Here is a 15092-nt window from a genome sequence, read left to right on the forward strand (position 1 = left end):
GGTTTTGAACTCGGTTTTGAATACTCTCAATCTTTTAGCAAATTATTTAAAAACAGGACTAATCAAACACCCTTGGGGTTTCGGACTTCATTCAATTAGATATACAACTGTGAATAAAAGTCTATGACTTTAAACGAAAAAAGCAAACGGATTCTGTCTTTATTCCCGGGGACTTTTTGTACATAAGATTTTGAACCTTCGACCCCGTATAGATTCATTTAAACCTGCACCGAAAACCTATTAATACTTCTTTCCCACTTGAAGAAAAGGTAAGTTCCAGATGTTTTCCCGGGTACTCCGAGGTAAATACATAACTGCTTCCTATTCCTATTACTGCTCCCACTAAGACATCTAAGAGATCGTGCTGATCAGCCTGGATTCTGCTATAGCCTGTCCATACTGCCAAAGCGTAAGCCGGAAGTCCGTACCTCCAGCCATACCGTTTTTGGATAAATGCTGCGCTTTGAAAAGTAGTTGAAGTATGTCCAGATGGGAAAGACCGGTTATTCGCCCCGTTGGGTCTGGGCTTGTGAATGGCCGATTTTAGTCCATAAGTAACTATTTCATTGACTACAAATCCCTTGAGAAACTGCCAGGAACCTTTTTTATCTCCAATAATGAATGTAGATCCCAAAGCTACTACAGGTAAAGAAAAAAGCAGGGCGTTCCCCGAGTCTTCTATTGTTTTATCCTGGGTATATCCCTTATCAGGATTTAAAAACAAACAGGTAAGAATCACCGTATAAATTATAATACGAATACACTTTAACCGAATCTTATCACCAGGTATATTATACATAGAACCTTTGTTTAGCAGATATTGACATTTATTTCGTTCCTTTTTCTCCTTAGTTTGACTTTATAACCGACAAAGAGGCCTGGAGCAGCTCAATAGTTATGATACGATGACCTAATGTTTTGTACTCTCCGTCCATCTGCAGGTTAAAAAAACCGGCATCACATCTGGTAAGTTTTATTTTCCCGGTTTGATAATTAACCACCTCCTTTAGTTTCAAATGCCTTTTCAATACCATCAATATCCCAAACCATATAAACCGTATGCCGGGCATACGAGGAACGATCAATACGTCAAGAAGTCCGTCATCAAGTGATGCTTCCGGCGTTAAGCTGATATGGTATCCTAACTCATTGGAATTGGATACAAAAATCAAGTATGGATTTTTGTAGACCGCTCCTCCTTCTATAGCTATCTCTAATGTTCTTTTTGAATCTGTCAGAAAAAAAACTTTGGCACAGGCTTTTATATAAGTTATAAGTTTACGGCTTTCATAACTTTCGTAACTCTTTATCACTTCTGCATCAAATCCTAATCCTGTATTACTAAAGAAATACTTACCATTACAAGATCCTACATCAATCCGGGCAGAGACCTGTTTTTTAATGACCTTCAATGCAAGTTCTACATTTCTTGGAAGGTGTAAATGAGAGGCCAACCCATTACCAGAACCCAACGGAATAATTCCCAAAAGGATGTTGGTATTTACCAATACGGAGGCTATCTCATTTACAGTCCCATCCCCCCCGCAAGCTACAATAATAATAGCTCCCTGATCTACTGATGTTTGAGTCAATTTAATGGCATGACCTTTATTATAAGAATATTTTACTACAGTGTCATATTCATCTTCTGGAAAATACCTCAATAATAACTGCCGGTTCAACCTATTGTTTCCTCGACCTGCAACAGGATTAACGATGAAATGGATTTTCTTCATATCCCTTAGTTTTTGAGGTGGAGTTTGCCTTTGGTATACAGATCATCCGCCACCTGATAAAATGAAATGGTCTGAAGGAGAAAATCCCGGTCTGTTTCTTGCTTCAGAAGTTCATCGGTGTCCCGGTTCCACAGATAAAAGTTAGCTGTTTTCCGATCTCCGAGGATCATAATCCGGTCTCCTTTAAGCAATCCCAGTTTTCTGTAATTGCCTACAAAGGTCCGTTCTCCTTCCCGGAGTAAATGTCTTATGTCCTGTCCGAAAAAAGATGACGTATATGCCCAGTTAAAATAGCCGAATAGGGTGGGGAACAAATCGATCTGCGAGCATAGATCCGGAATTGTTTCCCCTTGCTGCCCGGGCAGATTATATATAATAGCCGGGATATGATAATTATTTACATCCAGTTCCCAGCGCCCCGCACTACTGGCACAATGATCACTCATAATTACAAACACCGTGTTTGAAAACCAGGGCTTTTTACGGGCCTTTTCTATAAACAGGCCAATGGCATAGTCAGTATATTTCACAGCTCCTTTTCTTCCTGTTCCCGAAGGAATGTCTATTTTTCCTTCCGGGTAGGTATAGGGTCTATGATTGGAGGTCGTCATAATAAAATTAAAGAAAGGGACTCCGTTTTCAAATTGAATATCGGCCTGTTCTATTACTTTTCCGAAAAGGTCCTCATCACAAACACCCCAGGCATTTTCAAAGGTCACATCTTTGTCATCAATGTTTCTCCTGGAGGTTTGTATATTGTCCCCGATCAAGAATCCCCTTCCCCTGTCTACTATGTCAAAACCGTTTCCGCTAAAAAAGGCGTTCATATTATCAAAATAGCCATCTCCACCGTAGAAAAAGCTCCGGCTATATCCTTTTTGTTTAAAAACCTCCCCAATGGTAAACATTCCTCGGTTTCGCTTTCTTTTTACGATACTCCTCCCTGGAGTCGGAGGAATAGAAAGGACAATAGCTTCCATGCCCCGAACCGTCCTGGTCCCCGTTGCATACAGCTTGGTAAACAGAACTCCTTCTGTTGATAGTTTATCCAAGTTGGGGGTCAGGTGATCCTGGTTTCCGAAAGCTCCAAGGAATTTTGCGCTTAGGCTTTCCACGCAGATAAAAATGACATTAGGTGTCATTTCTTCCTGTAAAGGATCAGGTCGGGCTATTTCACGGAAAACAGGATTATTCTCGGCATCTGAAATTTTATCACGAACCTTGTATGTGGCTGCTACAGTGCTGTATGCCTCTGTTTTGGGAAGAACCCGGTAGAATTCCGGGTAAGATAGTTCATTATTGCGAAATGCAGCAAAAAACGAAAAAATCCCGGCTTTGGACAATTCATTATCATACCGATTCGAAGACCATTCAGCATCTTCATTAGAAATAAAAAAGGTAAAAAGCACGGCTATAATCAGCCATGGTAGCCCGTACAAAAGCCTGGTTTTTAAAATGTCTGTTGCAGAAAAAATCTTTTTAAAAACAGAAACTCTATCCACCAGGTAGATCGTTACCCCGGTAAGCACGAGCATAAAGGTGATCAATACGGGCAATGGGTAGGATTCATTAATGTTCTTGACCACCTCATACGTATAGATCAGGTAGTCTACCGCAATAAAGTTAAACCTTCGATGGAACTCATCCCAAAACGTAACTTCGGCAAAAAAAGAAAAATAGACAAGCAGTATACTTAAAGAAAAACCTGTATAGGTAATTATACGATCCGGTAGGCTCCCCACCCATCTGACCGAAAGAAGCATCAGATAAACGGCATAAGGGAAGGCAAAAAAAGAAAGGGTTCCGATATCAAAGAATGCTCCCCGGAAAAATATTTGTAATACGTCTGCAATACCGGTATCTGCTTCCGAAAAATTCCAAAACAAAAAACTACAGCGAATTGTAAAAGAGAGTCCTAAAAAGAACAATGCAAACACTTTAAGTAAGGAAAAGCGTCGGGGAAAGAAATCGTACCTCATATTAAATTACATCTGAATTCAGAGGTAAAGTTAGCAGGAGAATCTAAAGAAAAATTAAAGTTCACTTCCCCGTATGCCAACATATTATTTGATCCAGAAAATCATCCCAACTACCAAAAGAAAACCGGGATTTCCCTTAGATATCCTAATTACCAGAAAAATCTACCGTAAACACATGCATACCATCACTAAAAGCATAGGATATTTTAAACCCGTACAGGTCGCATATTTTCTTCACAATAGCCAGGCCCAGACCTGTGGACTTCGCACTGCTGTTCTCCCTGTAAAACCGGTTAAAAACCTGTTCGGAATGTACTATAGGGGCATTTCCGGTGTTTTTTACGGTAAAAGCATAGGATGAAATTCCGATCGTAATTTCCCCCTTCTTCGAACAATATTTAATAGCATTCGAAATCAGGTTATTACAAAGAATTTCGGCCAGGTAATCATTCATTTCAACGATAAGATCTCTGGTAGAGTCTATGTATATTTTATCTCCAAAAAGCTCCTCAAAATCTGTAATTTTTCCCTGTATCATAGTATTAAAATCAATCTCACGGATAGCGGCAAATTGGCTGTTTTCAATTTTGGTGAGCAGGGTGAGTCCTTTGTTCATTTGGGTAAGCCTTTTTATGTCCTTTTGTATCGAAGTAAGCTGCTGGTATTGTTCTTCACTTACTGGTGCTGCGTTAATAACATGATCCACTTTCATCTGAATGATGCTCAGCGGAGTTTGCAATTCGTGAGATACATCTTCGGTGAACTGTTTTAAGTTGTGATAATCATCCCGAACTTTCCTTGTCAAATCCCTGATCTTGTCATTCAATTGAGTGAATTCAAGAATATCAGGGTTTTCCAACGCAATAGACTCCTTTCCCGTAAGGGAAAACTTTTCTATCTGTGCCAACGTATGGAAAAAAGGGTTCCACAAGTAAGCATTTCCGGCGCGATTCAGGTAGAATAACAATATGAGAACCAAGGCAATAATCAACACGTAAGAAAGCACAATCGCTAATAATATATTCTGAGATTCCAGAACATAATCCCTCACCGTAACTTTATATACCTTATTTCCTATCTGCTTAAAACTGGAAAGCTCCCGGAATAACTCCATATCTTGCTGTGTATCGTCATAAATCAGGGTATCCTTGAGAATTTCGGGGACCACCTTACTGGCCTCACTCACTTCTACCACAGGAGGCATGATATATGGAAGATTTCCTTTGAGCAGACTATTTTCAATCCGGGCAGTAATGGCATATAGCTCTTCTTCAATCTCCTTTTGCAATATCTTCCGGACATAAAAATATAAGACTACCGAACTGGAACACATAAGCAGGAGACTCAAAAGAATAAAGATCCTTGAGGTTTTCTGGAGAAGTCCTATTTTTTTGTTTGTTTTGTGCATTTAGTCTTCCGTAAATTTATATCCACTTCCATAGGCCGTCTTGATATATCGGGCACCTACAAGGGTAAGTTTTTTTCGCAAATTATTGATATGGACATAGATAAAATCAAAATTATCCACCAGGTCACTGTGATCTCCCCACAGGTGTTCGGCTATAATTTCCTTGGAAAGTACCCTGTTTTTATTGGTCATAAAAAAGAGTAACAGGTGATATTCCTTTTTAGTCAAAATAACTTCCTTGCCCTCTAGCCAGACCTGCTGAGCTGCTGTATCCACGGTAATTTCATTAAATGTAAATAAATGTCCGCCTCCGAATTTCTGCCTTCTCAGAATAGCCCTTATCCTGGAGTTTAACTCGGCCAGGTGAAAAGGTTTGGTAAGGTAATCATCAGCCCCGAGGTCTAATCCTTCCAGTTTGTCATCCAGGGAATTATTCGCCGACACAATAATGACTGCGGTATTGGAATCCCCATCTTTTTTAAGGGTTTTCAGTAAATCAATACCGCTACCGGTAATAAGGTTAATGTCTAGTACAATAACATCATAAGTATACAAAGAAAGTTTATAGGAAGCCTCATTATAATCTACTGCCGTCTCACATACATAGCTTTCTTTTTTCAGGTAAACCGCAATAGACTCACGCAAAGAAAGTTCATCTTCTGCTATTAATACTTTCATGAAACTAAAGTTAGTGTTTCCTGTTCAAATTTTATACAGATTTCTTAACTGCACTCTTTTTTTCCGGAAATCCAGTTATTGTTATTTTCACTAAAACCTAATTACAGTTCCGACTCCTGCCTGTTTTCCATTATAAAAGGGAAAAACCAATGTATCGCAAATGTGTTTTTTATGTTTTTCTTAAGAATCCTTTCATTCATCAGGGAATGAATCCAATACGCAATTTTAGTGCTCAATATACCGATTCCCGCCCCTGCCACGACATCACTAAACCAATATTGGTCATTATAAATCCGGTTCCGGCAGCCACAATGTTTCCTGCTATACCTCTCTTGTACCAGGTTAATTACAAGGTTTCTTTGTGCACCGACCGTAAAAATCCCCGAAGAAGATAAACCTGAAAAGAATATCGTAACAGGCATTGTATATTTTTATTTACCCCCTTTTCGGCATTAGGCCAGCTTTCTTTTTTATAAATACCCGGTAAATATAAACGGGAATTCTAAAGAGAATATAAAGAAGGTAAAGCACCACATGGATTTAATGTTTCTGTAAAAATAAATCAATATTAATCTAAAAATCATCTATTTGCGTTAGACTTAAAGTCTGGTTTGCCACAGATACACGACTATATTATGGGGTGTTTGGTCATTATTCGTGTATCCGTGGCCAAAGTTTATAGAAACTAAAGTAACCGGGAGCAGGGCTTTTACTTTTAATTTAATAATAAACAATGACCATAGAGACGCCTGAATTCGTTGGAATTTTGGATGACGGACTGTTTACTCAATTCACTGTGCCGGATTCTCCCTCCATAGTTTTCCACCATAATCATAATCACAAAAGTTCCGACAGCGAGTAGTACAGTGATCATTTTTAATATGATATTCCGGTTATTTCGCATCGTCGAAACAAAGAAGGTAAATAAGGCCATTCCACCTGTGCCTATCATTAACCAAAAAGCAACTCCCGCCAAGTCTTCATGAGCCTCTATATAGGGTTCGGATACATCCTGTAAATGTTCAACGGTTTCTTCGGCCACCTCCCCCGTCAGGAAAGCGGGAATAGTCAACAAAGTAATAACCACCTGATGAGCACCTTCGCGATAAAAATCGGGAATTGCACCGCTGTCGGAAACTATATCTCTCTGGAAATTCGATTTTTTCCTTAAGATAGTATCCAGTAATGCATTATTGCCATAACAGGGCACCCCGCGAAAAGCATTATAGGCAGGCATTACGGATTCGACATGAGCTTCCGTTACAGCGGCATTAAAGACAGGTAGGTAGGTTTAAATCCTTATCGGAAACATCAAAATCATCGCTATGTCTTGATATCTCGGGGCCATTATGAACTGCAAAATGTTTGCCCATGGCCACCAGTTTTAAATACTTGGGATCTTCTCCCTGTAATCCTTTGATGAAATTCACACCCATTCTCGAGGTAAGGAACGGATCTCCTCCATAGGTTTCCTGTTCCCTTACTTATCTTGGGTCCCTGAAAATATTTATGTTCGGTGACCAAAAGGTAAGGCCAATTTATATTTCCCTTACTCCCTGGCTTCATCAGATATAACCGTCGCCACTTCTTTTATAAGCCCCTCATCAAAACTGGCCGACAGACCTATACTATAGCCTGGGGAAAACAGTTGCTTCCCCAGCCCTTGCGACCCCGTGCAGACATTCGTTCCATCGGTTATATTTTGAAATTCCTAACCTCGGGACTCCTGAGCTGTCGTTATACATCATACTGATCTTTTCCACTAAGGTCTTTCGCCCCAGCAGGTCATCTACCCGGGAGGAAAAATCTTTATCGGTATCCAAGTAAGGAAGTACGGTCGACTTGTTTTGGCATCCGTGTAAAAAAACAGGGGTACGTCTATAAGAGGAACGAGCTTTATTTTTTACCGAGTGTATGGGGAGCCTTCGTTTTCATAGGTTCTGATTGTCTTAGTTAGGTTATTGAATTAACGGTTCGGAAGAAGGAGGGGCCTGACCGGGGTCACTCCCCCATTGCCTGTTTGCTTTATTTCCCATTTGCAGCTTAAGTACACCTCCCCGTTCAAGATCGTGATGGGTAAACCAGGGCTTATTCCACGGTTCCCCATTTAAGGTCGCAGCCTGTATGTATTTATTCTCCTTGGAATAATTTTCCGCTATAATAGTAAATTCATTTCCGTTCTCTAATCGAACAGTACTTTTTTCAAAAAAAGGGCTCCCGATATTATAAACCGGTAGGCCCGGGGTTACCGGGTATAAGCCCAGCTGGGAAAATACCACAAAGGCCGACATCCCGCCCCCGTCTTCATCCCCGGGAACCCCCATAAGGTCATTTCTGAACCAGGTATCTATAAGCTTATGTATTCTTTTCTGGGTTTTCCACGGGGCCCCCGCATAATTATATAAATAAGGTATGTGCAAAGACGGTTCGTTTGCCATGCTGAATTGCCCGACATTCCCTGTTTGATCGGGGAGCTGGGCATAGAACTGAGATTTTCCTTTTCCCATAGGTTCGGAAAACATGGCATCGAGGTTAAGCATAAAGGATTCCCTTCCGCCCATTAGTGCTATCAGGTCGGCAACATTATGCTGTACATCCCAACGATAGGTCCACGCATTGTTCTCACCGTAATAATTCCTTGCCCCCAACCCGCCTGAAAATACATAATCAAAGGGTTCAATAAACTTCCCTTCCTTGTCTTTAGGGTGAAAGAACAGTGTTTGCGCATTAAATAATTTTCGATAATTATACGATGCTTTCAAAAAATACCTGTAATCTTCTTCCTTGCGAAGTTCTTTGGCTATTTGAGATAGACACCATTGATCGTAAGCCGTTCCCAAAGAGACGGCCACAGGCTGCCGCTTTTCAAAATCGTTGACTTCCGGGACCGTCTCTTCATCGCCGGGATATAGGGCCGGTATATATCCCTTTTCTTTATAAAAAACATCCAGCCATCCAGCAGGTTTACCCGACCATGGCGCCAGTGTTTTTTCTGTAATTGCCCCTTTGGCCGCTTTATAGGCTTTTTCCAGGTCAAAACCCTGCAGCCCTTTTCTATGTGCATCTATGATAGCTGCAACGCCGTGATTGGAGTTCATACGACGGCTGTCCCCGGTAATTTCAGGAAACGTGGGCAACCAAAAATCATCCATTTGTTCTGACATCAAAACAAATGAGTTTAATATATCCTGCTCCTTTTCCGGGTCAATGAGAATCCGCAGGGGGTGATGGGCTCTGTAAGAATCCCATATCCAGTCGTCGGTATAAAAATCCCTTCCGTGGTCCTGGTGCACCTTCCCGTCAAATGCGCTGTAATACCGGCCGTCCTCGGAAATACATACCGGCCTTTCATAACAACGGTACAGGGAGGTATAAAAAACGTTTCGATCACTCGCCTGGCCGCCTCGTACCCTGATCTTCCCCAAAGCCTCATTCCAAATATCCTTTCCTAGATTTTGCAACTCTTTGAGTGATATGTTCTTTAATTCCCGTTCCAGATTGGCCTTCGCCTGTTGTTCATCAATAAAGGAAACACCATATCTTATCCGCATTTGTTTTAGTCCTCCCGGGTATTCCATAATTAAACAGGCATTTTTCCCATCGGCATGATGTCCGGCCGCACTGGCCCCGTTTTTCAGTACGGAAACCTGTTTCGGGAGTTCTTCGGGTTGCAGGTACAGATATACTTTTGTATTGTTTGCAAGATTTTGATAACCGGAAAAAGCGGAACCATCCCATTCTAAAAGCCCGTTTTTGGAATTCAGGACCAGGTACGTATTCGCCTTATCATTTCCGAATGAGATCTCATACATCCCCGATTGATGGGAGAGCCCGAAATCTATGGAGATATCCTGATCATCCAGATAAACCCGGTAGGAATAAGGAGTGATCTTTTCCTGGTCATAAGAATAATCCATCACCGGTTTTAAGTCAAATTCCGAACCCTTATACGGACTCAGGTTGAAGGCGGAACTTCCTCTGTGACTTGTGACTATCAAGGGTAATCCGTGTAATCGGTCGCCATTGTAATCACGCCTTTCGGGGTAAACCCGCAATATACTGTTCGGCAAATGGATCGTCGGAAATGTGGGCACCAGCATATGACTGATATTTCCCATATACGGATTTACATAGTCTACCGGCTCCAGGACCTCCGAAACGCCTTCGTTTTTCTCACTGCTACCCGTACAACTCATCATTATGAACAGCAGTAACAAAGCAGCCGGTGTTTTAAAATATTCCTTCATTGTTTTATTTAATTATATTCGAATTAGGTTCTTGTTTAATTTGATGGAAGTACCTTTTTTTATTCTTTGCTGAAAACGCTTATCGCTATATTGTATCACCAATACCCCGGTTTGCTTAGCTAAGACACGAACCTCCTGTAATTGTTTTTTCTCCCATTTTAATCCTATTTCAAAGCCTCCCCTGGCCAACAACCCGGATATTTCGCCTATGGAAATTCACCGGTAAACAACGCAAATAGTATAATAGCCAGGGTTAATGGTGATCTAAAATAGTTGCTGCCTTTCATCTATTAATTTTTATCAATTTTCAACTTTCCATAATTTTTTGATAGCTTCTTCCTGTGAATATCCAACAGGACAGTTTTCAGATTTTGTGTTGGCCCTGTAACTACCGGCACTCGCATTGGGGCACGATATCATACGGTTCACAGGCATCTGTAAATGTCCTTGCGGATCTATCTTTTTAATCCAGTGGTAAGCGTAATCCAGCCATTTGTTCCTATCAGCTTCTTCTTGTAGTGAAAACCAGGATATTTCGTCCCACCCCCATACAAAATGGGATGTCATATCTGCTACATTCGGATGTTCACCCCTCCCGTAATTGTCGAACTCTACCAGGTAGGGAAGGCTTTTACATTTCCAGCCGCTTGGGCTGTAGCATCCCATACTTTTTGTGTAAAGTGCATCCAAGTAGCCCACTTTCAGCTCTCCCCCGAGAAAAGATTCGGGAGTTTCCTTGATGCGTAAGGGAAATGAGTTAAAATCAATCAGGCTTTTGCCGTTTTTCAGCATTCCGTGATAGGGAACATGGGCATCCAGAAGCACCCGGTTTCTACGGGCATTTTCGGAGGCATATTTCCTTATCTTGGAAATTATAAAAGCCCAGGACTCCCTTTGGGGATCGTTCATTCCAATAAGCTCAATCTGCCCCAGGTGGAAGGCTTCGCACCCGATCCGGATATAGGAGGCTGCCAGGTAATAGAACCACATTTGTGTTTCAATTCTTGAAATATCGGGAACACTGCTTCCTTTACGCCAATGATCTACATAAATGCCGTCTTTATTGAGCATTCTTTTATAATTGAAAGTCCTGTTCTCCGAGGAGGTTCCGAAATCTTCAAAAACCCATTCCGGCACCTGAACCTTATTAACTTCTTCTGTAACAATTTCAAACAGGCATCCCTGGAAGATGATCTCCGGGTCAAAATTGTGAATAGTATCTACCCATTTCCGTGCATTCTCCCAAAAGGAAGGTTTATTTAGCAGGGCTTCTCCTCCCCACCTATAAATGGATCTACCTATGAATTTGGGATGAATGTTTTTGATCAAACGGACATCATCATCGTGGAAAGGATACTGCCTCTTCCCCTCGGGTTTTTCGGGCATCAGAAAATAAACCATGGTCACCGCCCGATCCAGGTAATTTTCCAGGACCTTTTGCGAGATCCCGTTTTTATCAAAATAAAATTTTCCTGTTTCCTGTCCCGAAATATACTGGAGACAGAACAACAACACCGTGAATAACAATATACCAGGTTTAGTTTTTAGTATTATTTCCTTGTTCATCATTTCTATTTCCCGTTTTTTTAACTACATAATTTTCCATGCCCTGCACTTTTGAAAAATAAAAAGCTGCTTTACCAAAATTCCTTTTTTGGTAACAAACAGACCCGAGGTAATAATTGCACAATGCGTGACCGGAATACATGGCATCAGCTTTTACCAAGTACTCCTCTACTTCAACGATATTATTGTCTTGCAATGCCTTGAACCCCTTGTTGTCAAGTAGTTGAAATTTCCGCTACATCACTATAGCGCCGGATACAGGCTGGCCACTCTCATCATAAACCACTCCGGAAACCGTTTTTGCGCCTGTGCAAAAAGTGGCGATGCCGTTGCAAAGAAACAAAGTAATGTTAAAGAACATAACTTTCGCATAATATCAGGATTTCTCCTGATAGAAAGAACCTCGGTTTTCATATATCAAATTATTCCGTGTTAAGTTGGTTTCATATTAATTTTCCTTTTAGGGGATCAGAGCAAAATAGCCGCTCGATCCCTCGTGCTTCCGCTTTAATACTTCATAAAAGGTTTTAAAACAAATTACCGGCAGGAAATTCACTGACATTACAATCCGTCTGGTTTTGGAAACAAATAAAGGAGGATATGCTTAATTTTAATATAATTAATGCTAAAAAAAAGATTAATTCCCGCTTAATTTATGCGTATTTTTTATTTTAAATTCTGGTTTCATACTACATCATTAAAAATTCACCAAAAAAAGACCATATTATCATTTTGAGTTACACGGGGAATATGTACTAGTGATCTGTAAAAAATTATAGAATATCTCTAAACATTATTTATCTTTTCCAGGAATCAAAAAAAGGGAAGGGAGCCTTTCCCCATCCCTTTTGACAAACCTGTTTATTGAATAGCCAGCTCTTGACAACGGGTTATCACTTATTTTGTAATCATTTAAATTCTGATGTATACCTAATCCCGGAATTTGATTATAAACCTACGGACAATTGTCACTGCGAACGTAGTGCAACAGTCTCCTTGCGGATTTGCGTTTACCTTTATACCCCAGGAGATTGCCACACCAGGCTTATGGCAGGGTGCACAATGACGCTTTTACCTATGCCAAACCTACGTTAATTAGCACCTTCCTTCCAGGGTAATTCTGCCATGTCAGGGTCCAGGGTTTGCTTAACCATCTTAATGGTCCCGTCCGGATTGTAGAAAAGTTCATCTACACAAACGGATCTGAGCCAGTCATGTCCGCCGGAGAGCTTACTATTGTGATAAAAGGAATACCATTTCCCCTTAAATTCAACAATAGAGCCGTGATTGGTATAACTATCCGTAGGTTCCATATAGATACCCCGATGCTCCCAGGGACCTAAAGGGCTTTTACTTGTGGCGTATCTCATGCGGTTATGTTTCTCCTCTTCATCGTGATTATCAGAATATGAAAGGTAGTACGTGTCTCCTTTCTTATGTACCCAGCTGGCTTCATGAAAGTCTACCAGTCCCTCCATCGGCTGCATCTCTCCATCAATTTCCATCATGTTGTCCTTTAGCTTTCCTCCCTGGCATCTTGCACCGCCTCCATAATAGAGATAAGCCTGCCCGTCATCGTCTATAAATACGCAGGGATCTATCATGGGGTCCAAACCTTTAATATAACCCTTGACTTTAAAATCCCTATCCGGGTATTTACTGGTTGCAACGCCGATCTTCCAGGTAGTATCCCATTCACTTCCGCTGGGATGCGGAAAATAGAAATAATAGGTTCCGCCCTTATAGGCACAATCCGGGGCCCACATAAAACCTCCTTCTTCCCTTCCCCATGGCACATCCTCGGAAGAAAGTATTTCCCCATGGTCTTTCCACTGTATCATATCGTCCGTAGAGTACACATGATATTGATCCATAAGATCGCAACCTCTAGGCGGTGCTATATCATGCGATGGATATACATACAACCGGCCATCTTCCCACACATGGGCCGAGGGATCTGCCGTGAATATATTTCTAAAAATAGGATTTTGTGCTTTCTCCTTAACTTCAGCTTGAGCAGTTTCCTGAGCATCAGCTTCCTTATCTTTTCTTGCCGATTCCTTGCATCCCATAGCAGTGAGGAAGGCCACAACCGTTAGCATCGCAAATTTTTCTTTTTTTATTCGTGTGATTTTCATAAATAATTAAAATTAGAGTATTCCGTAATTTTTAGTTTCCAATTAATAACTCCACATTTACTTTACACCTGCTGAACACTATTGCTGTTTCTCCGGCTTTCTTTCAGGCAGGATTTTATCTTGTTTTAAATATGTTGCAGCCAGTCCGGTTAACCACAGATAGTAATCTGAAGGAACCTTATCGGAACGGTAAACAAATGTACTTTTCCCTACCGGGACACGATGCGCTACCTTAAAAATTGCGGTGCCTTCATCTATTTCATCAAACATGGCAATATAAATGGCATGCGCTCCTTCTGTGACAACACCTCTTAATTGTTTCCAGAAAAAGGACCCCTCATTCCTGGGGATCGTACTATCCGGACGCCCGGGAGGTAACATATTATTCCAGCTAAACCCGGGGAATGCCACGGGCATATATTTCAGATCATGGGCATCGCACCACTGCTGGTCTTTTCCGATCAGATTCTTAAAGCTGGGATAGGTATCTTCATTAAACCGTCCTACAAACCAGGGATGAACAATATCTGCCATCCTGATCACTTTATGTAATTTCGGATCTTTTATACAATCCCTGCCCAGTTCTCTCCAGTAAGCCGGGACACCGAGTAAAACATCGCATCTCCCGCCTTCTTCCGATTTAAAAAAACGTATCAGGGCTTTTATATCCTCCAGGTCATATTTCCGGTTATCATTAAATCCAACGCCCCAAATGCCAATGACAGGCCGTTGATCATTAAACAAATAATTGCCGTATTTCGAACGGTCGTCGTACCCGTATTTTTCCAGGATTTCTTTCCAATCCTTTTTAACTATGGCAGTATCCCCTGATCGCATACCCGAAAGGTCATACATTATGCTTAGGGCCCTGTCATTTTTTAAAGCCGCCTTATTGGCAGATTCCAGAACTTTATTAAAATGCATTTTCCCCGATGGGTTCCGGACCTCGGCTACAAAACGCTGCATGAAAACACCATCGATATTATAATCTTTCATCCACTTAAAATGCAACTCCACGGTACTTTCGTCATAGGAGCTGAATACCTGCGCCGTGGTGCCGGATGCATATTCAAAAGCGGTGTTGTACTTTTTTTCATATTCTGACATATCGGGCCAAAAATCAATAGTACAATAACCGGGTTCAAACCTTCCCTTTCGCTGATAATGGTGCCATCCGCGATCCGCCCCGTCTTCCGGGGTATTGAACCATCCCTGGTATCCTGCCATGACCAAACCTTTGGAAAAGGTATGCTTTTTAAATGTACGGTCTGGCATGGTATTTTGGGCACTGCCTGCAATCGGAATCAGGCATGCCAGCAATATTTTAAAATATTTCATCT

General features: G+C 41.2%; 11 protein-coding genes and 2 pseudogenes. 1 reads left to right on the forward strand and 12 read right to left on the reverse strand.

What is annotated here, in order from left to right; genetic code table 11:
- Window positions 1–3: 3 nt before the first annotated feature.
- Window positions 4–99 (forward strand): annotated as a pseudogene (locus ACVBDY_RS17055) (AraC family transcriptional regulator); the annotation flags it as partial.
- A gap of 115 nt (window positions 100–214) precedes the next feature.
- Here the strand turns inward: ACVBDY_RS17055 and ACVBDY_RS17060 are convergent.
- The 12 genes and pseudogenes from ACVBDY_RS17060 to ACVBDY_RS17115 form a co-directional block, all read right to left on the reverse strand.
- Window positions 215–799 (reverse strand): phosphatase PAP2 family protein, encoded by a 585-nt coding sequence (locus ACVBDY_RS17060; RefSeq protein WP_447176664.1) that lies wholly within the window; start codon window positions 797–799, stop codon window positions 215–217.
- A 49-nt stretch (window positions 800–848) separates the two neighbouring features.
- Window positions 849–1736 carry a diacylglycerol/lipid kinase family protein gene (locus ACVBDY_RS17065; RefSeq protein ID WP_447176665.1) on the reverse strand — a complete coding sequence of 296 codons (888 nt, stop codon included), beginning with the start codon at window positions 1734–1736 and terminating at the stop codon, window positions 849–851.
- A gap of 5 nt (window positions 1737–1741) precedes the next feature.
- Window positions 1742–3622: an LTA synthase family protein gene (locus tag ACVBDY_RS17070; RefSeq protein WP_447176666.1), complete on the reverse strand. Its 1881-nt coding sequence runs from the start codon at window positions 3620–3622 to the stop codon at window positions 1742–1744.
- Between the two features lie 238 nt (window positions 3623–3860).
- Complete coding sequence (locus tag ACVBDY_RS17075; protein WP_447176667.1) at window positions 3861–5123, reverse strand: sensor histidine kinase; 1263 nt, start codon at window positions 5121–5123, stop codon at window positions 3861–3863.
- A complete protein-coding gene (locus ACVBDY_RS17080) occupies window positions 5124–5801 on the reverse strand; it encodes a response regulator transcription factor (RefSeq protein WP_447176668.1) in 678 nt (225 codons plus the stop codon). It lies immediately after the preceding gene.
- A gap of 715 nt (window positions 5802–6516) precedes the next feature.
- Window positions 6517–7038 (reverse strand): hypothetical protein, encoded by a 522-nt coding sequence (locus tag ACVBDY_RS17085; RefSeq protein WP_447176669.1) that lies wholly within the window; start codon window positions 7036–7038, stop codon window positions 6517–6519.
- Window positions 7039–7072: 34 nt separating this feature from the next.
- A pseudogene (locus ACVBDY_RS17090) lies at window positions 7073–7270 on the reverse strand (hypothetical protein); the annotation flags it as partial.
- Between the two features lie 489 nt (window positions 7271–7759).
- Window positions 7760–10048 (reverse strand): GH92 family glycosyl hydrolase, encoded by a 2289-nt coding sequence (locus ACVBDY_RS17095; RefSeq protein WP_447176670.1) that lies wholly within the window; start codon window positions 10046–10048, stop codon window positions 7760–7762.
- 12 nt (window positions 10049–10060) lie between these two features.
- Window positions 10061–10264 (reverse strand): glycoside hydrolase family 95-like protein, encoded by a 204-nt coding sequence (locus ACVBDY_RS17100; protein ID WP_447176922.1) that lies wholly within the window; start codon window positions 10262–10264, stop codon window positions 10061–10063.
- A gap of 84 nt (window positions 10265–10348) precedes the next feature.
- Window positions 10349–11617 carry a hypothetical protein gene (locus tag ACVBDY_RS17105; protein WP_447176671.1) on the reverse strand — a complete coding sequence of 423 codons (1269 nt, stop codon included), beginning with the start codon at window positions 11615–11617 and terminating at the stop codon, window positions 10349–10351.
- 1088 nt (window positions 11618–12705) lie between these two features.
- The gene (locus ACVBDY_RS17110) at window positions 12706–13752 is read right to left on the reverse strand and encodes a family 43 glycosylhydrolase (protein ID WP_447176672.1); all 1047 of its coding nucleotides are present in this window, start codon (window positions 13750–13752) and stop codon (window positions 12706–12708) included.
- Between the two features lie 78 nt (window positions 13753–13830).
- On the reverse strand, window positions 13831–15090 hold the full coding sequence (locus ACVBDY_RS17115) for a glycoside hydrolase family 99 protein (protein WP_447176673.1): 1260 nt from the start codon (window positions 15088–15090) through the stop codon (window positions 13831–13833).
- Window positions 15091–15092: the final 2 nt, after the last annotated feature.

The organism is Sinomicrobium halophytocola, assembly GCF_052983395.1.

What these genes read in the sequence shown, in the direction of transcription:
- ACVBDY_RS17060 (WP_447176664.1), bottom strand. Translation starts at nt 799, where the DNA reads ATGTATAATATACCTGGTGATAAGATTCGGTTAAAGTGTATTCGTATT.
- ACVBDY_RS17065 (WP_447176665.1), bottom strand. Translation starts at nt 1,736, where the DNA reads ATGAAGAAAATCCATTTCATCGTTAATCCTGTTGCAGGTCGAGGAAAC.
- ACVBDY_RS17075 (WP_447176667.1), bottom strand. Translation starts at nt 5,123, where the DNA reads ATGCACAAAACAAACAAAAAAATAGGACTTCTCCAGAAAACCTCAAGG.
- ACVBDY_RS17080 (WP_447176668.1), bottom strand. Translation starts at nt 5,801, where the DNA reads ATGAAAGTATTAATAGCAGAAGATGAACTTTCTTTGCGTGAGTCTATT.
- ACVBDY_RS17085 (WP_447176669.1), bottom strand. Translation starts at nt 7,038, where the DNA reads ATGCCTGCCTATAATGCTTTTCGCGGGGTGCCCTGTTATGGCAATAAT.
- ACVBDY_RS17095 (WP_447176670.1), bottom strand. Translation starts at nt 10,048, where the DNA reads ATGAAGGAATATTTTAAAACACCGGCTGCTTTGTTACTGCTGTTCATA.
- ACVBDY_RS17105 (WP_447176671.1), bottom strand. Translation starts at nt 11,617, where the DNA reads ATGATGAACAAGGAAATAATACTAAAAACTAAACCTGGTATATTGTTA.
- ACVBDY_RS17110 (WP_447176672.1), bottom strand. Translation starts at nt 13,752, where the DNA reads ATGAAAATCACACGAATAAAAAAAGAAAAATTTGCGATGCTAACGGTT.
- ACVBDY_RS17115 (WP_447176673.1), bottom strand. Translation starts at nt 15,090, where the DNA reads ATGAAATATTTTAAAATATTGCTGGCATGCCTGATTCCGATTGCAGGC.